The organism is Bradyrhizobium sp. USDA 4538, from assembly GCF_024171045.1.
Taxonomy (GTDB): domain Bacteria; phylum Pseudomonadota; class Alphaproteobacteria; order Rhizobiales; family Xanthobacteraceae; genus Bradyrhizobium; species Bradyrhizobium australafricanum.
In genome coordinates this window covers 7,238,192-7,258,155 of sequence record NZ_JALJZE010000001.1, presented here as the reverse complement: position 1 = coordinate 7,258,155, position 19,964 = coordinate 7,238,192, and the positions used below count along the sequence as shown (strand labels likewise).

The 19,964-nt window shown below is 64.6% G+C and carries 16 protein-coding genes; 4 read left to right on the top strand and 12 right to left on the bottom strand.

The window, feature by feature from the left end:
- Nucleotides 1–34: 34 nt before the first annotated feature.
- The 5 genes from J2R78_RS33150 to J2R78_RS33130 all read right to left on the bottom strand — a co-directional run bounded on the left by J2R78_RS33150 (nt 35) and on the right by J2R78_RS33130 (nt 4,417).
- Nucleotides 35–691 carry a carboxymuconolactone decarboxylase family protein gene (locus J2R78_RS33150; protein ID WP_225646182.1) on the bottom strand — a complete coding sequence of 219 codons (657 nt, stop codon included), beginning with the start codon at nt 689–691 and terminating at the stop codon, nt 35–37.
- Nucleotides 692–777: 86 nt separating this feature from the next.
- Nucleotides 778–1,590 (bottom strand): class D beta-lactamase, encoded by an 813-nt coding sequence (gene blaOXA, locus J2R78_RS33145; RefSeq protein ID WP_253608232.1) that lies wholly within the window; start codon nt 1,588–1,590, stop codon nt 778–780.
- A 133-nt stretch (nt 1,591–1,723) separates the two neighbouring features.
- Nucleotides 1,724–1,987 carry an EscU/YscU/HrcU family type III secretion system export apparatus switch protein gene (locus J2R78_RS33140; RefSeq protein WP_253608231.1) on the bottom strand — a complete coding sequence of 88 codons (264 nt, stop codon included), beginning with the start codon at nt 1,985–1,987 and terminating at the stop codon, nt 1,724–1,726.
- The gene (locus J2R78_RS33135) at nt 1,984–3,567 is read right to left on the bottom strand and encodes a flagellar hook-length control protein FliK (RefSeq protein WP_253608230.1); all 1,584 of its coding nucleotides are present in this window, start codon (nt 3,565–3,567) and stop codon (nt 1,984–1,986) included. The genes J2R78_RS33140 and J2R78_RS33135 overlap by 4 nt, the downstream gene beginning before the upstream one ends.
- A gap of 64 nt (nt 3,568–3,631) precedes the next feature.
- The gene (locus J2R78_RS33130; protein WP_253608229.1) at nt 3,632–4,417 is read right to left on the bottom strand and encodes an ATP12 family chaperone protein; all 786 of its coding nucleotides are present in this window, start codon (nt 4,415–4,417) and stop codon (nt 3,632–3,634) included.
- Nucleotides 4,418–4,487: 70 nt separating this feature from the next.
- Between J2R78_RS33130 and J2R78_RS33125 the strand changes: the two genes are divergently transcribed.
- On the top strand, nt 4,488–4,943 hold the full coding sequence (locus tag J2R78_RS33125; protein WP_092090144.1) for a hypothetical protein: 456 nt from the start codon (nt 4,488–4,490) through the stop codon (nt 4,941–4,943).
- Between the two features lie 117 nt (nt 4,944–5,060).
- Here J2R78_RS33125 and J2R78_RS33120 read toward each other — a convergent pair whose 3' ends face one another.
- From J2R78_RS33120 to glsA, 4 genes are all read right to left on the bottom strand, one after another.
- Nucleotides 5,061–6,368: an amidohydrolase family protein gene (locus J2R78_RS33120; protein WP_309145050.1), complete on the bottom strand. Its 1,308-nt coding sequence runs from the start codon at nt 6,366–6,368 to the stop codon at nt 5,061–5,063.
- A 166-nt stretch (nt 6,369–6,534) separates the two neighbouring features.
- Entirely contained in the window at nt 6,535–7,098 is a 564-nt protein-coding gene (locus tag J2R78_RS33115; protein WP_253608227.1) for an HdeD family acid-resistance protein, read from the bottom strand.
- A gap of 421 nt (nt 7,099–7,519) precedes the next feature.
- Nucleotides 7,520–9,172 carry an MFS transporter gene (locus tag J2R78_RS33110; RefSeq protein WP_229161319.1) on the bottom strand — a complete coding sequence of 551 codons (1,653 nt, stop codon included), beginning with the start codon at nt 9,170–9,172 and terminating at the stop codon, nt 7,520–7,522.
- Between the two features lie 70 nt (nt 9,173–9,242).
- Nucleotides 9,243–10,241, bottom strand: coding sequence for a glutaminase A (glsA, locus tag J2R78_RS33105; protein ID WP_168857031.1), 999 nt, complete (start codon nt 10,239–10,241; stop codon nt 9,243–9,245).
- 1,251 nt (nt 10,242–11,492) lie between these two features.
- Here glsA and J2R78_RS33100 point away from each other — a divergent pair.
- Nucleotides 11,493–13,301, top strand: a complete 1,809-nt coding sequence (locus J2R78_RS33100) for a multicopper oxidase family protein (RefSeq protein ID WP_253608226.1) — start codon at nt 11,493–11,495, stop codon at nt 13,299–13,301.
- Nucleotides 13,301–15,475, top strand: a complete 2,175-nt coding sequence (locus J2R78_RS33095; protein WP_253608225.1) for an alkaline phosphatase family protein — start codon at nt 13,301–13,303, stop codon at nt 15,473–15,475. The genes J2R78_RS33100 and J2R78_RS33095 overlap by 1 nt, the downstream gene beginning before the upstream one ends.
- Before the next feature lie 142 nt (nt 15,476–15,617).
- Here J2R78_RS33095 and J2R78_RS33090 read toward each other — a convergent pair whose 3' ends face one another.
- The 3 genes from J2R78_RS33090 to J2R78_RS33080 all read right to left on the bottom strand — a co-directional run bounded on the left by J2R78_RS33090 (nt 15,618) and on the right by J2R78_RS33080 (nt 18,624).
- The gene (locus J2R78_RS33090; RefSeq protein WP_225160323.1) at nt 15,618–15,920 is read right to left on the bottom strand and encodes a hypothetical protein; all 303 of its coding nucleotides are present in this window, start codon (nt 15,918–15,920) and stop codon (nt 15,618–15,620) included.
- Between the two features lie 88 nt (nt 15,921–16,008).
- A complete protein-coding gene (locus tag J2R78_RS33085) occupies nt 16,009–17,223 on the bottom strand; it encodes an amidohydrolase family protein (protein ID WP_253608224.1) in 1,215 nt (404 codons plus the stop codon).
- A 108-nt stretch (nt 17,224–17,331) separates the two neighbouring features.
- Nucleotides 17,332–18,624, bottom strand: coding sequence for an RluA family pseudouridine synthase (locus tag J2R78_RS33080; protein WP_253608223.1), 1,293 nt, complete (start codon nt 18,622–18,624; stop codon nt 17,332–17,334).
- A gap of 167 nt (nt 18,625–18,791) precedes the next feature.
- Here J2R78_RS33080 and J2R78_RS33075 point away from each other — a divergent pair, with 167 nt between their 5' ends.
- Nucleotides 18,792–19,709: an alpha/beta hydrolase gene (locus tag J2R78_RS33075; protein ID WP_253608222.1), complete on the top strand. Its 918-nt coding sequence runs from the start codon at nt 18,792–18,794 to the stop codon at nt 19,707–19,709.
- Nucleotides 19,710–19,964: the final 255 nt, after the last annotated feature.

Sequence of the window (19,964 nt, the reverse complement as noted above, 5' to 3'; positions counted from 1 at the left end):
ACGCGGGGCGAGGTGAACGGAGTCCGCGCCGCCCCTACTTCTCTCCCACCTTGAACGGCTCCTCCTTGCCCGGCGGCACCGTCTCTTCGGCCATCGCCAGGATCATCGCCACCATCACGTAATTGCCGGCGACCGCGGTGAGGTCGACGATCTGCTGATCGTTGAAAATCTTCCTGGCCCGCGCATAGGTCTCGTCGGAGACCTTCTTGGTCGTGGTGAGCTCGGTGACGAAGTCGTACACGACCGCCTCGTCGTCGGCCATCTTCGACGGCCGGTTGCCGGCCTTGAGCTCGGCGATGACGTCGGGCGGCAGGCCGGCCTTGGCAGCGAGCGGCGCGTGCGCGAACCACTCGACCTGCGAGCGCCACTGCCGGCCGATGATCAGGATCGCGAACTCGTTCAGCCTGGTCGGTACCGAGGTCTGCCAGCGCAGATAATAGAACAGATCGTAGAGGCGCTGGCCGAGCACCGGGCTCCGGATCATCGGATTGTAGGGACCACCGATGCCGACGCTCGACACCTTCATGATCTGCTCGCCGAGCGGTTTTTGCAGGTCGCTGAGCTGCTCCATCGTGAGCTGCGGGAAGCGCGGCTCCTTGCTGGTGGCCGGCGCTGAAAACACCGTTGCCGCAAGCCAGCCGCCGGCCGCGGCCAGCGTGAGCGACGAGAGCCAGACTGTTGCTGAATGCATGATTCCTCCGCTTTGATTTATCGGAGGATGCTAGAGCATGGCGTCGCGCGCGACAAACGCAAAGCGTTTGCGCGGAGGTCAGCCCGTCACAGCGCGACGATATCGGTGAGGCATTGCTGCGTGACGCTCATCCGCGCGTCGGTCTGCGCCTGCGTCTTGCAGTCCATGTTCATCGCGAACACGGTGATGTCGGTGCCCTTCTCGGCCCAGCCGACCAGCCAGCCGAGCGAGCCGTGCTCCTTGTCGGTGAGGCCGGTCTTGGCGCGGATGACGGTCTCGCCGACTTTCGTCACCGGGAGAATGTCGCACACCAGCTGCTGGCTGCGCTTGCCGACCGGCAGCACGCCGCGGCGCAGCCGGTCGAGGAAATCGATCTGCTGCACCGGATCGATCCGCAAATTGCCGGTCACCCAGAACTGGTCGATGCCGCCGCCGATGTCGCGGTTGCCGTAGTCGATGATCTCGAGATATTTCTTCATCCGCTCCTCGCCGATGCGGCGGGCGATCTCCTGGAACACCGGAAACGCCGACACCGCGAGCGCGGAGCGCAGCGTGTGGTCCTTGTTCCAGGCCTCGATGCTGCGGGTTGTGCCGTCCCACTTGAAGACGTCCTTGTCGGGGTCCTGCACCACGCCGGTATCGAGCGCAATCAGCGCGTTCGCGATCTTGAAGGTCGAGGCCGGCAATTTGCCCTCGCCCGAGCGGACCTTGTCGCTGGCGATGATCAGATAGTCCTCGACCTTGTAGCCGACGAAGGTGCCCTCGGTTCCGAGCTCGAAGAAGCGCTTTTGCAGCTCCTCGCGAAACTCGCTGCGCTGATAGGACACGTTGGCGAAGCTGCGCGACGGCAGGATCGTGGCGGCAGCAAGCAGACCGAGCGCATGACGGCGATGGATCACGACAAGTCCTGGGCAGGTTCGCGTTGACGACGATGGTGGATGCCATCGTGGTGAAAGGATGGCAAGAAGACTCACTTGTCTGTCGCGTTTTCTTCACGCGAACCGGTGCCCGCTTCGCTCGAAAACGCGCCCGCTAGCGCGCCCGGCCCGACATCCGCAGCACGAACACCAGCACCTCGGCGACGGCCTTGTAGAGCTCGGCCGGAATCTCGTCGCCGAGCTCGACATTGGAGAGCGCGCCGGCGAGCACCTCGTTCTCCTCGATCGGGATGTCGTTGGCCTTGGCAACCTCGATGATCTTGGCGCCGATCGCGCCCTTGCCTTTTGCCACCACGCGGGGCGCGCCGGCGTGGTCGTAATGCAGCGCGACCGCGAGCTGGTTGTTGGCGTCGCTCACGATGCGCGGTCCAGGAAATGGCCGGCGCGCGCGGGCGCAGGTTGCGGCGGAGTGCCGTCGCGGATCTCGATATCGCCGGGCGCGAGCTCGGCCCTGGTCAGCGCCTGGCTCAGCTCGGAGACGCCGGCGCGCAGTTGCGCGGCGGTCGAGGGACGCTCGGCCCACATCCGCACCGAGGTGCGCTCGCCGTTCAGCGAGACCAACGCGTGCACCGGGCCGGCCGGCTCGACATCGAGCGTGAAGCGCGCGCGCCACACCCGCTTGGCGGCTTCGACCTCATTGCCGCCGCCATCGCGGGAAATCTCGAACTGCGCCATCGCCGTGCCCTGCGGGGTCAGGAACGGGATCTCGAAATTCCAGCGCGGCAGCATGGCGTCGAGCTGCGGGCGCGACCCGTCGCCGCGGTCCGGCAGCGAGGCGACCTGCAGCAGCGTCTGCCGCGCCAGCGCGGCGTCGGTGTTTTCCAGCAGGCGATGCGCGGCGGTCGCGAGCGGCGTGTTTGGCGCGATCGACGGCCCGGCGACGGCCTGCGCCGACGGCAACGCGCCGTGAAACGGCGGTGGCGGTGTGTTGCCGCGTACGGACACCTCGCCCGGCAGCAGCTCCCTCGGCACAGCGCCCTGCCGTGCGGGGTTGCCGAGCTCGTGCAGCGCTTCCTGAATGAGATTGAGCGCGCCGCCGGAGGACGGGCCGGCATCGAGCGCATCGGCGAGCGCCCCTGCGAGCCCTGTGGTGCCGCGGCCGACATCCTCGGCGACCGGCAGGCGAGCCTGCGGCAGCAGGATCTCCTGAACGTCGAGGTCTGGCGTGCCGGATGGCACGAGGCTCGGCGCCGTGGCGGCGCTGGCCTGCGCCGGTTGCTGGAGCGATGTGGTGGACGCCGGTCTGCCGGCATCACCGGCGCCAAGCGAGGTCAGCGCCTGGCGCAGCACGATCAGCGCGGCCTTCAGATCGGGCGCGCTGCCGCTCGCGGGTGCAATGCCCGCCGCGAGCGTCGCCTCGAACATCAGGCCGGATTTCTGGAAGCCGGCTTTCACGGCATCACCGCTCAGACCGTCGTCGAGGCCGGTCTGCTGCGCCAGTACCTGCGCGATCGCAGCTTGCAGCTTCGGCGGCAGATTGGCGGAGGCGACCGCGGCGAGATTGGCAAACAGCGGCGCCTGGCTGCCCTGCGCCGCAGCCGCGGTCTGGGCCGTCGCGGTGATGGTGACGCGCTCCAGCGGCGTCAATACAGCCTTCGGTGCCGTGGCGATCGGCTGGGCGGCATCGATGGTGTTGGCCGCTGCCGGCGACAGCCGTACGGCATCGCCGGTGTCAGGGCCCTGCCCGACCAGCTGCAGGCGGATGCCGTCATTGGTCTGCGACACCGCGAGCTGCAGGTTCTGGCCCTGCTGCAGCGGCACTTCGGTCTGGACGTCGATCGACAGGCTCGCGATCGCGATCCGCACCAGATCGGCGGACAGCACCTTCAGCACCCGCGCATTGACGACGCTGCCGGCCTCAAGCGTGAGGTCCGGCGCAACGCTGTCCGCCTCCTTCGAGGCGAGCACCGGCAGCACGGGATTGATGGCGAGTGCCATGTCGGAGGTCTCGGCCCTGCGCGAGGAACGTGCCGCAGGCTAGCCCGGCGCCGTAAACCCCTCGTTAACCGGCGGCCGGCTTGAGCTCCCTGAGCACGCCGGCGGCGGCCTTGAAATCGAGCTGGCGGGCGGCGCGGCGGGCGGCGACCTCCTCGTCGACGCCCCATTTCTCGATGTTCCAGTCCTCGTCGACATGGGCGGCGGCCCAGACCTGGTCCTCGTCGCGGACGCCATGCGCCAGCGCCAGCGCCAGCAGCGCCGAGCCGGTCAGCGTCGTCACCACATGGAGCGCCGCGACCGACCATGGGTCGGTCGGGAACGCCGCCCGCGCCGCCTTGATCGCAGGCTCGGGCTGGCCGACATGCATCACCCCCTCGGCCATCACGAAATGGGCGCCGAGCGCGTCGGCGGCCCAGAACAGGATCGGATCCCAGTGTTGGGCCTCGCGCGCCACCAGCGTCTCGGGATGGCCGGCGCGATAGAACAAGAGGTCGCTGCCGAGGAACTTGGCCGCATCGTCGGCGACCTCGTCGACGCGATCGATCACCCCCTCGATCACGCTGTTGGCAAGCCGCGTCAGCGGCATGGTCATGGGATCGATGGTCTCGCCCTGCGCATTCCATTCCGCCGCAACCGCGTCCGCAATGGCCCGCGTCGGCACCGCGATCGGCTTGCCGGACGGCGTGCGGATCGGCTTGCCGTCGAGGGTGATCGAAAATCCGCCATCGGCCTCGGCGACGCCGGCGCTGGTGTAGAACCGCTTGCGCTGGGGCGTGCGGATGTGGCGCCGCACCGCCTCCTGCGGATCGAACGGAGATTGTTCTGGGACATCGTCGAAAAGTTCGCGCATCGCGCCGGGTAGCTTTCGTTCAAAGGGATTTCCCTGCAAGATATGTCAGGGGCAACGGCAAATAAAGCTGATGGGACGCGGCAAATTCCTTGCGGGTTTTTCGCTGGTTGCGGCGGTTTTCGCCGCCGCCACAGCCTGTGCCGGGTTCCGTTCGCCGGAATCCCTGATCCGCAACGTCTACGCCCATTATGGGCGAGGCAGCGCCGAATATTCCAACGGCCTGCCGCGCGACGAGGAAACGGCTCGCCGATTCTTCGATCCCACCCTGCGCGGTGCCTGGACCGCGCTGCACGATGCGCCCTACGATTTTCTGGTGCAGAGCCCGACCTGGCGGCTCGGCCCGATCTCGATCGCAATCCCGCGCCGGCAGTTCGACAAGACCGACGTGACGGTGACATTCGACAATGAAGGCCGCGCCGTCACGCTCAACTTCATCGTCGTCAACGGTCCCGACGGCTGGGTGATTTCGGATGTCGAGAGCCCGCACGATTCCTTGCGGACGTTTCTGACGCAGTTTCGGCGGTAGGAGACTGCCCTTGCCCTTCCGGCGATCGCTGCTCCACCGGCCAAAAGTCGGCAGCCATATCGGCTACAAGCTTATGCTTGGACGCTGCCGCTTGGCCCGCCTCGTGATCATGTCCGCCTACCTGTTCCGGTCACCACCAAGAAGATTCTTGTAGACCTTCCCATCTTTCATGATGACCAAGAAGTTCTTCGCCGGATCCTCGATCAGCTTGATGTTGTCGATTGGATTGCCATCGACCAGCAGAAGGTCGGCGAACGCGCCTTCCTCCACCACGCCCAGCTTGCCTGGATATGGATTTCGAAGCCCGGACAGACCGAGCAATTCTGCATTCGTCGATGTCGCCATGATGAGCGCCTCAGCCGGCGTGTACCATCGCGTGAGGGCTGACAGCATGGCGCCTTGCCGGTCGGCGAGTGCCTTCGAGAACAAAACGTCGGTACCGAAGGCCGTCTTCAACTTGTACTTCTTGGCAAAGCCGTAGACCCGGTCGGTGCCGGCAACAACCTGCCGCATCTTGTCCTGCTCCGCAGGTCCAAGGGCGCTGGCGCCCGACATATCGAGGAAGGGCTGGGTGCTCAGCCAAATTCCCTTCTCGGCCATCAGGCGGGCCGACGCGTCGTCCATCAAATGACCATGCTCGATACACTTGACCCCCGCTGCGATCGATCGCTGGATCGCGACCGGCGTGTAGGCGTGTACGACGGCATAAGTACCCCAGTTCTCCGCAGCCTCGACCGCGGCGCGCAACTCCGGTTCAGTGAACGTGGACACATCGAGCGGGCTGAACGGCGACGCCACCCCACCGCCCGCCGTGAGCTTGACCTGCGTAGCCCCTTGCATGAGCTGCTCGCGCGCGCGCACGCGAACTTCATCCGGGCTGTCCGCGACCATGGCGCCGCCTATCCTCTCCATGCGGCTGAGCATGCCGCCGATTGTTCTGGGCAGATCGGACAGCGGCCGGAAGTCGCCATGGCCGCCGGTGATGGTGATCATGGCACCGGATGGGTAGATGCGGGGACCGACGACGAGACCTTCGTCGATCGCCCGCTTGAGGGAAAAGGCCGGCCCGCCCATGTCGCGAATGGTGGTGAAGCCACGCATGAGGGTGGCCGTTGCCTCGGCGGCCGCAAGAAGATTGATGTAACCGATGTCGCTGGCCATCACGGCCGCCGGCGTCGGGCGTACCAGCAATGCATGCCAGTGCGCGTCGATCAGCCCGGGCATCAGCACCCGTCCGTCGCCGGCAATCACCTGAGCGTCGGCCGCAATCGGCCCAGTCGAAATTTTCTCGATCTTGTTGTTCCGGATCAGCACATTGGACGGCCCGGACAGCGCGCCATTCCTGCCGTCGAAAATGCGCACGTTCTGAAACAGTACGCCACCATCCTGCTGAGCTTGCGCTGGCAGCAAGGCGATGAGGCTCATCACAATCGACGCAACCAGCGCCGAAACTCTCACGCCCTTCCTCAAACCTGACATGTCCACTCTCCGCCGATGGCTCATCGCGCGAGACCGTCATTGATCTCGCGAGGAGCCGACTTGATTTCAGACGATTAATGAGAGTTCTGCTGCTCCCTGGAGGATCGACGGCCTATTGAGCCGCTCTGGCGGCAGGCTGTAAAGCGTAAGTCAGCCATCCGATGCCATGAGACAGCAGATCGATCCCCAGCAGCAGCCCGAGCACCCACAGCCCGGTCGCCGGAAATCCCGTCAGAATGACGAGGCCGGCCAGAACGCCAAACAGCCCGGATGCGAGCATGATCCAGCCGGACTGCTGCCAATGGCCGATGCCGACCAGCATGCGCACAATCCCGGAGACTAAAAGCATGAGACCGAGGGCATAGGTCAGGAGCAGCGCGCTCGCCACCGGTTGACTGAGCAGAACGATTCCGCAGGCAAGGTAGAGCACCCCCAGCACAAGCTGCCACACGAATCCACCCCAGCCCTTGGTCCAGAAGGCGTGCAGGATTTCGAACCCGCCGGCAACAATGGCCGTCCAGCCGATAAAGATGGCGCTGATCACGGTGAAAAGCACGACATCTCCCAGGACCAGAAGGCCCGCGGCGATCATAACGAGGCCCAGCAGCACGCAGACCCATAAGGGCGGGCCAGGCAGGCCGCGGAGCATCGTGGAACTGTTCTCATAGGTAGCCATGTCGTCCTCCTTGATCCCAGGCAGCCATGGCCCGGTCGCGCGCAACCGGGCCACTCGAGCTGCCGGAGCTTGTGCCTGCCCTCACCAGCGCCATCCACAGCGGCGGCGACCTCTGTGCCACCAACAGACCCAGCGGCGCCGGCGATGCCAGCGGCGGCGCGGTGGCGGAGGACGCGGGCGCGGTGGTGGTCGGGCGACGACCATATGAAGCGGCCGCACGGGACCACCCGTCTTCGCGACGAGGGCATCTTCAGGGACGAGTGGCAGCGCCTTGGCCGCCTGCGTCAGCAAGCCGGTTCCGAGACCAACGGCTGCGACGCCGCCGAGCATTTTCCTGAGCACGATGCGACGATCGAGTTCATCCATATCTGGCACCTCGTTCTTGCAGAGACCTTCTTGCCCCGCGGCGCCCGACATCCGATCAGGTCGATCGCTCGCGCTCGCCGGTCGCTCCGTCGTCCGGTATTTCGCCTGGCCGATAATTCGGCAGCCGTCCCGCGGGAATGACCGCAAGCAGTGCGAGGCCGGCCATGATCAGCAACCCGATCTTCAAAGCGCGCAGGCGCGCTTCGGTGTTGACCCGGACGGCTTCCTCGACCTGCTGTGGCGTACCGCTCGTGCCTTCGAGTACGCTGCGCAGCCGGTCATTGCTGACGAAAGTGATGTTGCCGAGATCAACCTGGCTCTGAAGCTCCTTGGTCAGCACCGGACTGGCCGCAATCCTGCCGAGCGCGATCGTGCTCAAAAGACCGACCAGAAGAGCTCCGGCGACCGCGGTGCCGACTGCGGCCGCCAGATTCTGTGTGGTTCCGCGCAACGACCCGACGTCCCCGGCCAATGCCTTGGGTGAGGCCGTGACCAGAACGTTGAACAGCAATGTCACCAGCGAGCCCTGGCCGATGCCGAACAGCACCAGTCCGAGCAGAACGGGAATCTCGCTCCAGTCGTTGCGCACGACGAACGCGAGCCACAGCAACGCGACGGTACAGAGGCCAAAGCCGAAGCGTCCGATCTGGCGAGGCGTCAGCTTGTCGTAGAGATTGACGATCATCATCGCCGAGAGGAAAACGGTCAGATTGAAGGGCATCATCGCGATCGCCGTCGCGATTGGTGAACGTCCCTGCACGATCTGGATGTAGAGCGGCACCGTGAAGTTCAGCGCGGCCTCGAGCGCCACGACCGCGAATAGCGCGTAGACGGCGCTCCTCTCCTCCGGTGAATCGATCACCTCCAACGCCAGCAAAGGCGTCCTCCCCGCGGCCTGCTGGCGATGGGTCCACATCAGGAATGCCTGCCCGAGCACAATGCCAAGCACGATCAGGACCGGCGCCGGCGAGACGCCCAGCAATTCGAATGGCGCGTTAGCGGTCGCCAGGATCACGCCCCAACTGTTCAGATTATTGAATCCGAAGCTGATGAAGATGATCGCGCTCGCGGCAAGAGCGACCCCGATCAGGTCGATCTGGACATCCGCGCGACCGCGGTCCGGCCGCAGGCGGAAACTCAGAGCGAAAGCGATCGCCGAGGCAACGATGAGAACTCCAAACGCGGGGCGCCAGCCGATATAGGTGCCGAGCAACCCGCCGACGACAAATGCCAGCACGCCGGCGGCAGCCCGCGCCGAGCCAAGCGCGCCAAGGGCCGTCGCCTGCTGGCGTCCGGCATAATTCTCGGCAATCAGCGCGACGAGCGAGGGCACGATCACCGCGCCCGCAGCGCCGCAAAGCGCCTGAGCGGAAATCATGACGGAGGCCGTGGGGCTGAACGTCATCGCAATCTGCGCTATCAGGAAAAGCACGACGGCGGCACGAAATACCTGCACCGCCCCGAACCTTTGGGCGAGCTTGGCGCCAAGCATCACGAACCCGGCGACAAGCATCGAGTAAGCCACGATTCCAGTCGCGACGGTGGTCGGCGGCACGCCGAAGCTGGCCACCATTCCCCCCATCGCAACCGGCAACGACGCGACGTTGAACGACATGATCATCTGGCCGAACGCAATCGCGACCATGGGCACCCATGATGCGCGCTCTTCCTGATGAATGTCGCCGATCGAGATTGCTTGCGTTGCCATCGCGTCCTCCAACCTGCCCGACGTTGCGATCGATCGGGCCACGGCTCGACCGATCTTCAGTGCCTCTTGTTCACTCGTCCGGTTGGGACACGAACAGATCCATGCCCAGTCTTTGCGACAGGAACTTCGCGGCGAGCTGCCCTCGCACGCTGTTGCCGGCCGCATCCAGTGGCGGCCCGAAAGTGCCGAAACCACCCTTTCCCGGAGACACCGCGACGATGCCTCCACCAATGCCGCTTTTGCCGGGCAGACCGATGTCGTACAGCCAGTCGCCCGACGTCTCGTACAGTCCGGCAGTGACCATGACCGCCAATGCATAGTGGCACACGGCCGCATCGACCACCCGCTGCCGGGTCACCGGATTCACGCCACCATCGGCCAGCGTCGCACCCATCACGGCGAGATCCCTGGCGCTCACATTCAGCGAACACTGCCGGGTGTAGAGATCGGTCGCCTGCCTGGCGTCGCAGTAGATCCGGTCGTAGCTCTCCAGCAACCGCGCGATGCTTCGATTGCGAAAATTGGTCTTGGATGCCGATGCGTAGACTTCCTCGTTGAGCGAAAGCTTGCGGCCCGCGAAGCGCGAGAGACCGTCATGGATGAACCGCCATTGCTCGTCAGCGCTCGAGCCCGGCACAAGGCTTGTGGTCGCGATCGCGCCTGCGTTCACCATGGGGTTGGTGCGCCCGGCTCCATGCTCGATCGCCGCCAGTGAATTGAACGGCAGCCCGGTCGCGTTCGCGCCCAGTTTTGCACGAGCCTCTTCAGGGCCGATGGCCTCGCACACCAATGCGAATACGAATGGCTTCGATACACTCATGATCGAGAATTCGTATTCGGTATCGCCCGCGCCGTAGACACGTCCGCTGGTACCGGCCACGCAGACGCCGAACAGTTCACTCGGCACCCTGGCCAGGGCCGGATAAACCTGCGAATTGGTCCCTTCGCTGTTCGACTTGAAGCGCTGATGCGCTTGAGACACGAGCTCCTGCACCATCTCGGGTTCGGGCAAGTGCCCGGTCGAGATGTAGGGCCGCTCCGCTTGTTCCGCGATCGAAGGCGGCCGCATTGGCTGTCCTTCCGGATTTCGACCTTATTGCTTCAGGTCTTCTAGTCGGCAACCAGAAGTAGGCGCCCAAAAATCCACGGAGTCAACGATCCGCTCCCGCAGCCTTTGCAATGCTTGCGTTGGTCCAGAACACTTTACGACAAATGCGCTGAACGCATTGCGTATCGCGGAATCGCAGCGCCGTTGCGCGATGCACATTCGATACAGTCATGCGACGTTTCGGCGCGGCTAGGTAAGCAAGATTGTCCAATCGCCCGCGGCGCAATTGAATCAAAAGAGAAGTCATCATGGCAGCAACGAGCGATTTCCATCATTGGCACGCGAGAGTACGATCATCGTGTGCGGATGTGAGCCCGCCGCTTGTCCAAGCAACACCGGCCCGCGGCGACGGTGGAATGACCGCATCACTTGCAGAGTGAGGTTGATCATGGTGGCGCGCGCAAGCGACGGACAGCTTCTGTTGGTAAAGAAGCTTGGTGGGCTTATTGCTATCCTTGTTGGCTGCTTGCTGACAGCAGTCGGTGTGACATTCGAATCGACAAGCACAATTGTCGTCGGTGTCCTGCTTCTTGTGCTCGGAGCGGCCCTGCTCACGCTCAAGATCATGAGACGAAATCAAAGCGGTCCGTTTGGATAGCCAGACAGATTCGCGATTTCGACAGCCCTGAACCGGATCGCCGCGCCTTCGCCGGCCGATGCCGCTTGCCCGTTCGAACTCGCACCGGCGCGATAACAATTTCCTCCGTTTTGTTCGGAGGACTGCTCGCCTTCGTGAGGGGAATGCAGGACCGTCACTACGTGAGGCCCTGCCGTCGTGAATGACGACGCGAGTTCCGCCGGTTGCCGTGGCCCGCACGTCTCGTGCATCGACACGGTGCGTCGATCAGACCATGCCCCGCCGTCGTCCGACGGTTGGCGCAGGACCGCGAACAGGTGGCAGGATCGGCACACCGAAAAAATTTTCGTCGATTGCCTGCGCGTCGCCGTATCTCCGCAATTCAGTCGGTGAATGCCCATCCGATTGATCGCTCAGCAGGTTTGAACGTCGCGCCCATTTCTGCGTCGAAGTGCCGCAAGTTTCTGTCATCTGCGTGTTAAAAACCTGCCAGATTCCGGCAACAACGCACCGCTAGCCTCACGGCACCAAACAGAAGCATTTGCCGACCCTTGCGGTCGCAAGACGTGGACCGACGTCACGCGTGGCGCCGGTAGCGCGCTTGCGCGCCTGTGGCGGCGTATTGGCGGGGCGGCGTGGCACGACGACTTTCGACCGTTTGTTGTGTCATCGTCGCGGCCTGCCTCGGGCTCGCCGCGAGCGGCATGACGGCATGGCTCGGCGCGACGGGCTTGCAGGATGCGCCGCGCATGCAGCAGGACGTGTGTGCGCGGCCCGAACCCGGAAGCGCGATCGCGGAGCCGGCGGAATTGCGCAGCCGCGACGGCGTTCTCGAAACCGGCCTCACGATCCACGATCAGAAACTGCCGGATGGCACGAGCCGCTACTGCTATTTGACGCCGGACGGCAAACCGTCGCCGACGCTGCGCGTGAGGCCCGGCGATCAGCTGGTCATTCATCTCAAGAACGACCTCGTCGACCTCGACACGGCAACGCCTGCGATCGACCGCCCGCTCGCCGGCGCGCCGATCTGCACGGCGAAAAAGCCGGCAGACATTTGCGAGAGCGGCGCGATGACGCCAGTCTCGACCAATCTGCACTTCCACGGGCTGACCGTGCCGCCGGTCTGCCACCAGGATGAGGTGCTGAACACCTCGATCCAGCCTGATGATGCGCCGTTCGACTATCGCCTGCGCATTCCGGGCGACGCGCCGCCCGGCCTCTATTGGTATCACCCGCATCTGCACGGCCACAGCAAGACGCAGGTGCTCGGCGGCGCTTCCGGCGCCATCATCGTCGAAGGCATCGAGCGCGCCGATCCACAGCTCGCCGGCCTGCCCGAGCGCGTGCTCGTGATCCGCGACCAGGATCTGGTCAGTCCCGACGCGCCGCCGTCAAAATTCGAGCCGGTTATGACCAAGAGCCAGCTCGACAATGATGGCGACGTCGCCAATTCCGGCACCGGCTTCGGCAAGCCGTCGAAGGATCTCTCCGTCAATTTCGTGCCGGTGCCCTATCCGAACTATCCGCCGGCCAGGCTCACGATGAAGCCCGGCGAGCGGCAGCTCTGGCGCGTGCTGAACGCGTCCGCGATCACCTATCTCAACCTCGTGCTGCTGGTCGGCCGCGCGCCGCAGCAAATCGGCATCGTCGGGCTCGATGGCGTGCCGTTGCAGTTCGACGGCAGCCCATCGCCGTCGGTGCAATGGGTCAACCATATCGGCCTGCCGCCGGGCTCGCGCGCCGAGTTCATCGTCGAAGGACCGCCGGCCGGCGCACAGGCCTTGCTGGTGACGCGCGCGGTCGACACCGGGCCCGCCGGCGAAAACGACCCCAACCGCGCGCTGGTGGCGATCACGGCATCAGCCGATGCAAGCGAACCGCAGGCCGCACTGGCCGCGCACGCTGAGCCGCTGCCCCGCTCCGAGCGGCCGTGGCTCGGAAACGTCGCCCCGGTGCGCGTCAGGAAACTGTTCTTCTCCGAGCAGCCGGAGAACCCGAACGATCCGAACAGCCCGACCAGGTTCTTCATGACCCTCGACGGCGAGACGCCGAAGCCGTTCGATCCGCATTCTGACGTGCCCGACATCACCGTGCAGCAGGGCGACGTCGAGGATTGGATCATCGAGAACCGCTCGATGGAGCTGCACGATTTCCATATCCATCAGCTTCACTTCCAGCTGCTCGACTGGTCCGGCGTCGCCGTCAACGAGCCGTTCCTGCGCGATACCGTCAATGTGCCCTACTACAACAGCCGGATGCTGAAATATCCGAGCGTGCGCCTGCGCATGGATTTCCGCGATCCCAACATCGTCGGCACCTTCGTCTACCACTGCCACGTCCTCGAGCATGAGGACGGCGGCATGATGGGACGGATCAAGGTCGTGCCGCGAGACGCCGCAAGTTCCATCAAGCCGCCCAATCAGCAAAAAGGAGAGCTCTAATGCGCGACAGGCACAAGTCACGTTGGCTGCAAGGTTGCCGCCTTACCCTCAGCGCGCTTGCGCTAGGCCAGTTCACCGCCGGCCCGGTGCTTGCGGAGGATTGGAATCATCACGGTGGACACGAGGCGCGGTCGCCGATCAAGCACGTGATCGTCATCATCGGCGAGAACCGCAGCTTCGACCACGTGTTCGCGACCTACGTGCCTGAACGGCGCGGCGAAAGCGTGTTCAACCTGCTGTCGCAGGGCATCGTCAAGCTCGATGCCAACAAGAACGCGATCCCCGGGCCCAACTTCGAAAAGGCGCATCAGCAGGCCGCGACCGATACCGGCCTGAACGATGCGTTCCTGCTGAGCCCGCCGAAGCAGGACTTCCCCAGGGATCAATTGCCGGCTCCGCTGGTCGGCGGCCCCAAGGTCTCCTACATCCCGAACCAATGCGGCAGCTCGCCGATCACCACGTGCGAGGCATCGCTGGCGCTGGCGCAGCAGTCGGAATCCGGCCTGCCGTCCGAATACTACCAGTATCTGCTGACCGGCGGCACCGGCCAAACCTCGCAGACCCCCGACCAGCGCATCACCAATGTCAGCGCGCTGCCGGCCGGTCCGTTCCAGCTCACCAACAACGATGCCATGCCCTACGACGCCTATGCGGCGAGCCCGGTGCATCGCTTCTACCAGATGTGGCAGCAGCTGAACTGCAACCACTCGGCGGCCAGCCGCGACAATCCGTCGGGCTGCGGCAACAATCTGTTCGCCTGGGTTGAAGTCACCGTCGGCGCCGGCGCCAACGGCGCGGCACAGCCCTCCAACTTCTCCACCGACTATTCGCCGACGGCAACGACCACGGGCGAGGGTTCGACCGCGCTCGGCTTCTACAATGTGCAGAAGGGTGACGCGCCCTACTTCACCTCGCTCGCGCAGAAATATGCGATGAGCGACAACTTCCACCAGTCCGTCAACGGCGGCACCGGTGCCAACCACATCATGTTCGGCCATGCCGACATGCTTTACTTCAGCGACACCTACGGCAACGCCGCCGTGCCGCCGAACGGCGTGCAGGTGTTCGGCGGCACGCCCGACGCCGGCATCGTGCATCAGATCGAGAACCCGAATCCGGCCATGGGTACCAACAACTGGTACACCGAGGACGGTTACGGCGCTGGCGGCAATGGCGGCTTCGCGCCGCCCTACCAGACCAATCCGGTGTCCGGCGGCGGCTCCTACAGCGACTGCTCGGATCCGGGCCAGCCCGGCGTCAAGCCGATCCTCGACTATCTGAAGGGACTCCGGATCAATCCGAATTGCGAACCTGGCCACTATTATCTCTTGAACAACTACAACCCGGGCTATTTCGGCAACGGCAAGAACGCCTACACCGACACCAATCCCTCCAACACGCCGTTCACGATCCCGCCGTCGACCCGCAAGAGCATCGGCGACAGCCTGAACGAGCGCAACATCTCCTGGAAGTATTACGGCGACCAGTGGAACAACTACGTCAACGACCCCTACCAGCTCAACTGGGGCGTAGCCGGACCGAACGCCGACGAGTACTGCAACATCTGCAATCCGTTCCAGTACGACACCTCGATCATGACGCACCCGGAGCAGGTCGCAGCCCATATCAAGGACTCGGTTGATCTGTACTCCGACCTCTCCAAGCACGCGCTGCCGGCGGTCTCCATCGTCAAGCCGAGCGGCTTCACCGACGGCCACCCGGCGTCGTCCAAGCTCAACCTGTTTGAGGGCTTCGTGAAGAAGATCGTCGACCAGGTCGAGGGCTCCGACTACGCCAAGGACACCGCGATCTTCATCACCTTCGACGAAGGCGGCGGCTACTTCGACTCAGGCTATGTGCAGCCGCTCGATTACTTCGGCGACGGCACGCGTATTCCGCTGATCGTGGTGTCGCCGTTCGCGCGGCAGGGCCATATCTCGCATGAATATTCCGATCACGTCTCGATCATCAAATTCATCGAGCGGAACTGGGACCTGCAGCCGATCACGCATCGCAGCCGCGACAACTTCCCGAACCCGGTTGCGACACCCGGCAATCCCTATGTTCCGGTCAACAGCCCGGCGATCAGCGACCTGTTCGACTTCTTCGACTTCGACGGTGGCGGCCATCATCATGGTGACGGCAACGATCAGGGCGGCAACTGGAACCACTGAAGACGTACCTCGCCACACAACAATCCGCCGGCCCAAAGGCCGGCGGATTTCATTTTGCGCCAAGCAGGATGTCAGATGTTCGGATCAGGACCGATATCGGTCCAAGCGGCATCGGGTGCCGCCCTATTCCGCTGTCGAGGTTCTAATCGCGGTGGTTGGCGCAGGATCGCGAATAGGCTGCACGCTCGGCCTGGTTCAGGCCGGCGGCGGCGGCCTCGTCGAGGCACCGGCTGACGCGGTCGCCGAACGAGCTGCGCGGCCGCGAACGCAGGCTCGGCTGCGTCGGCGCGTCCATCCTGGGGATCGCCGGCACCTCGATCCGCGGCGGAGGCGGAGGCTGAGGGACCGGCGGATCCCACGTCGAGCGGCCGGGCGCAAGAATTTGCGCGCTTGCCGCGCCGATGGCCCAGAGCAGAATGCCGGCAACAATCAGGGATCGCTTCATAGCCTATATGTCGTGACGCGGCAGCAACGGTTCAAGTGAACGCACCAAGCGTCAATGCTGCCCCCGAAATGCGAGTTCCCCGCCATCGTTACGGCTTCTGGTAGATCACGTGACCGGCACGGATCGTGCTGCTCACTTTCGCAAGATTGCCGACGTCGCCGAGCGGATCGCCGTCGAGCACCACGAGATCGGCGTCGAAGCCCTGCTCGACCCGTCCCTTCTTCGCGGCCTTGAAGAACCGCGCCGGATTGGTCGTCAGCGAGGCCAGCACCTGCCGCTCCGACAACACGCGGTGCATCAGCTGAAATTCCTGCGTGGTGTCGTACAGCGTGGTGAAACCGACATCGGTGCCGAACAGCACCGTGCCGCCATTCTCCGAAAATTGCTTGAGCTGGTTGACGGTCGAAGCCACCAGACGGTTGGTGACATTCTGATCGAGCACCACCGTGGTGAACAGCGACAGTGTGGGAACGAGCGCAGTCCCCTGTGCCTTGAACCGCGCCAGCTGATCCGCGGTGTAGCTGGGTTCGCCGGGCGTGGTGTGCGCGAGCACGTCGACGCCGGACTCGATCACCGTCTCGACGCCGACCTTGTTCTGCGGATGTGCGAACACCGGCCTGCCCTGCGCATGCGCGACGTCGACAGCCGCCTTGGCGATTGCAGGGTCCATGTTGACGACGGGCTTGTCCCCCATGAACGCGCCGGTGAACAGTTTGATACCGTCCTCACCCATGCCGAGCCAGTCGCGCGCCCATTTCGTTGCCTCCTCCGGCGTTGCAACTTCGGGAAGCTGCACTTCGCGCGGGATGTAGACGGGGTGCCCGCCCTTCGGGAAGATGTTGCCGGCGAGCAGGATGTTGGGGCCGGCGACTTCGCCCGCGACGATGCGCTTGCGCAGCGGCAACGTGTCGCTCGGATCGGAGCCGAGATCCCAGACCGTGGTAAAACCCCAGCGCGTCAGCATCTCCTGCATGTGCTGCGTCAGCGCCGCGGCCGGCGCTGCGCCGGAATTGCGCCAGACTTTTTGCGTGAAATGGACATGGCTGTTCCAGAAGCCGGCGACGATGGTCTTGCCGCTGCAATCGATCACGCGGGCATCCGGCGGCGCCTGGATGTCGCCGGACTTGCCGACCGCGCTGATGACGCCGTCGCTCATCACGATCACCGCATCCGGCAGCGCCTGCGCATCGGCCGATGCGTAGAGCGTGCCGCCGCGGAGCACGATGGTCTCGGCCTGCGCCGTCATCGAGGCGACAGCCGAGCCGATCAGGAAAAGCGTGACGCGCAGCCAGGTGCCGATCATGGAGAGTCTCCGTTGCAGGCCGGCAAAGGCCGGCGCGCGAAGATAGCCGCAAAGCGCGGAGCCGTTTGATCGTTGTTGCTGTCCGCGCCGGATATCGGCGCCCGTCCGTCACTCCTCGGGCGCGTTCTCGATCGGGTCGAAGCGGTCGGCCTCGAGCCCGAGCAGATTCCAGGATTGCAGCATGTGCGGCGGCAGCGGCGCGGTGGCATCGATCACGCCGCCCCTCGGGTGCGGAATCACGATGCGGCGGGCAAGCAGATGCAACCGGTTCTGCAGGCCACCGGGCAGCTGCCAGTTCTCCTTGTTGAAATATTTGGGATCACCGACGATCGCGTGATCGATATGCGCCATGTGGGCGCGCAATTGATGGGTGCGGCCGGTCACCGGCTTGAGCGAGACCCAGGCGAGCTTGGTCGCCGAGGTCTCGACCACGGCATAATAGGTCACGGCGTGGCTCGCGCCCTCGTCACCATGCTCCGCGATCCGCATGATGCTGTCCTCCTCGCTCTCCTCCTTGGCGAGATAGGTCGAGATGCGGCCCTGCTTCGGCTTCGGCACGCCGGCGACCAGCGCCCAGTAGATCTTGCGCGCGGAGCGATGGCGGAATGCGCCGGTGAGATGCGTGGCGGCGAAACGCGTCTTGGCGACCAGAAGGCAGCCCGAGGTCTCCCGGTCGAGCCGATGCACCAGCCGCGGCTTCTGCCCCTTGGCGTCGCGCATCACCTCGAGCATCTGGTCGACATGGCGCGTCATGCCGGAGCCGCCCTGCACGGCGAGACCGGCCGGCTTGTTCAGCACCAGCACGTCGTCGTCCTCGTACAGCGTCATGTCCTTCAGCGCCTGCAGCGTCTTCGCCTCGGCCTCGGAGAGCGTGCCTGATGTCTTCGGCGTATCGAGCCGCAGCGGCGGGATGCGCACGCTCTGGCCCTCCTCCAGCCGGTCCTTGGAATCGGCGCGCTTGCCGTTGACCCTGAGTTCGCCCTTCCGGACGATGCGCTGGATGTGGGAGAACGACAGGCCGGGAAAGCGTGCCTCGAGGAAACGGTCGACGCGCATGCCGTTCTCGTCGGCGGTGACGACGACGGTCTGCACCTTGGTCGGCAGCGGCTGCTCGGCCGCGGGCTTCGTAGCGGCGGGCTCAGCCCGCTCCTGCCGGTCGCGACGCGACTCGGCAAAGCGCGGCGGCTTTCCGGCCGCACGATGCGCGAACGGACGCTCTCCAGACTTGCGCTCACCGAACTTGCGATCGTCCGGCTTGCGGGTGCGCTCCGCCGATCCGCTCTTGCCACGATCCTTACCACGATCCTTGCCGCGATCGCCGGCGCGGTCCCGGTCGCGGCCCTTGTCGCGCCCTTTGGCGCGGTCGCCCGGCGATGTAGTTCTCTTGATGCGGCGGCTCATGGTGATTTTTCGGCTCCAGACCTGCATTGTGCCTAGCGCAAATGCCGCGAATCGTCACGGCGAAATCGGTGTGAATCCGGTGCAACATCGGCCATGTTCGGCCGCATACGGCAATCGACGGGGGCCCTGGAATGAGACTGGCGATATCGGCTTTGGCGGCGGCCCTGATGCTCACGGACCCTGCGCTCGCCCAGCAAAGCCCGATGCCCGAAGCCGCGATGCCGGAAGATCTGGCCTGGAAGCTCCTGGAACTCGGCCGCGTCATCGACCCACCCAAGACCGCTGCACTCTACGCGCCGCTGCAACAGAAGGAGCCCTATCAGGGCGTCAAGGTCGAGCGCGACCTCAAATACGGCTCCGCCGACCGCCATCTGCTCGACGTGTTCACGCCGGAGACGGCGGCGCCGGCACGGCCCGTGCTGATCTACATCCATGGCGGCGGACTCATTGCCGGCAACAAGCGCGCGCCCGGCAGCCCGTTCTACGACAACATCATGCTGTGGGCGGTGAAGAACGGCTTCGTCGGCGTCAATGCCACCTATCGCCTGGCGCCGGCCTTTCCGTGGCCGGCAGGCCCGGAGGACATCGGTGCGATCGTGCAGTGGGTTGCGGAAAACATCGCCTCCCGCGGCGGCGAGCCCAGGCGCATCTTCCTGATGGGCCAATCGGCCGGCGCGATCCATGTCGCGAGCTATGTCTCCCATGGCGAATTCCACAAGGTGAAGGGCGGCGGGCTTGCCGGCGCGATCATGGTGTCGGGCATCTATGATCTGACGGCCTCGCCGGCCGGTGACGCAGAGCTCGCCTATTACGGCTCCGATCCCTCGCGCTATGCCGAACGCTCCTCGCTGCAAGGGCTGGTCGCGAGCCCGATCCCGTTCCTAATCACCGCGGCCGAGCTCGATCCGCCGCGCTTCGTCGAGCAGTTCGAGCTCATGAAGCAGGCCAGCTGCAAGCGGCCGAGCGGCTGCGCCCGCAGCTTCATGCTGCCGCAGCACAGCCACATGTCGGAGGTCTATGCGATCAACACGCCGGACACGCGGCTGACGGACGAGATTTTGGAGTTCGTGAAGAGCGTCAAGTGACGCGCCAGCGCAATATGAGGTTATGGGCCGTTGCAGCGGGCGCTGGCAAAATATCGAGAACAACCCCATGCAAAGGAGCCGGCGGCGATCGGCGTGGCACCAAGCAACTTGACACGTCGGGCAAATCAGGAATATATTTCTAATATTCCGAAGTTACGTAAGTATTCCTCGCCTGAAGGTGTTGCATATGGCATTGGCGAGCCTCCGCAACTGACGCTTTCACGCCGCAGGTGGAAACGGGAACGTGCGTTATTC

What these genes read in the sequence shown, in the direction of transcription:
- J2R78_RS33130 (WP_253608229.1), bottom strand. Translation starts at nt 4,417, where the DNA reads ATGCGCGAACTTTTCGACGATGTCCCAGAACAATCTCCGTTCGATCCG.
- glsA (WP_168857031.1), bottom strand. Translation starts at nt 10,241, where the DNA reads ATGCGGCCGCCTTCGATCGCGGAACAAGCGGAGCGGCCCTACATCTCG.
- J2R78_RS33150 (WP_225646182.1), bottom strand. Translation starts at nt 691, where the DNA reads ATGCATTCAGCAACAGTCTGGCTCTCGTCGCTCACGCTGGCCGCGGCC.
- J2R78_RS33075 (WP_253608222.1), top strand. Translation starts at nt 18,792, where the DNA reads ATGCTCACGGACCCTGCGCTCGCCCAGCAAAGCCCGATGCCCGAAGCC.
- J2R78_RS33085 (WP_253608224.1), bottom strand. Translation starts at nt 17,223, where the DNA reads ATGATCGGCACCTGGCTGCGCGTCACGCTTTTCCTGATCGGCTCGGCT.
- J2R78_RS33095 (WP_253608225.1), top strand. Translation starts at nt 13,301, where the DNA reads ATGCGCGACAGGCACAAGTCACGTTGGCTGCAAGGTTGCCGCCTTACC.
- J2R78_RS33110 (WP_229161319.1), bottom strand. Translation starts at nt 9,172, where the DNA reads ATGGCAACGCAAGCAATCTCGATCGGCGACATTCATCAGGAAGAGCGC.
- J2R78_RS33120 (WP_309145050.1), bottom strand. Translation starts at nt 6,368, where the DNA reads ATGAGCCTCATCGCCTTGCTGCCAGCGCAAGCTCAGCAGGATGGTGGC.
- J2R78_RS33090 (WP_225160323.1), bottom strand. Translation starts at nt 15,920, where the DNA reads ATGAAGCGATCCCTGATTGTTGCCGGCATTCTGCTCTGGGCCATCGGC.
- J2R78_RS33115 (WP_253608227.1), bottom strand. Translation starts at nt 7,098, where the DNA reads ATGGCTACCTATGAGAACAGTTCCACGATGCTCCGCGGCCTGCCTGGC.
- J2R78_RS33080 (WP_253608223.1), bottom strand. Translation starts at nt 18,624, where the DNA reads ATGAGCCGCCGCATCAAGAGAACTACATCGCCGGGCGACCGCGCCAAA.
- J2R78_RS33125 (WP_092090144.1), top strand. Translation starts at nt 4,488, where the DNA reads ATGGGACGCGGCAAATTCCTTGCGGGTTTTTCGCTGGTTGCGGCGGTT.
- J2R78_RS33135 (WP_253608230.1), bottom strand. Translation starts at nt 3,567, where the DNA reads ATGGCACTCGCCATCAATCCCGTGCTGCCGGTGCTCGCCTCGAAGGAG.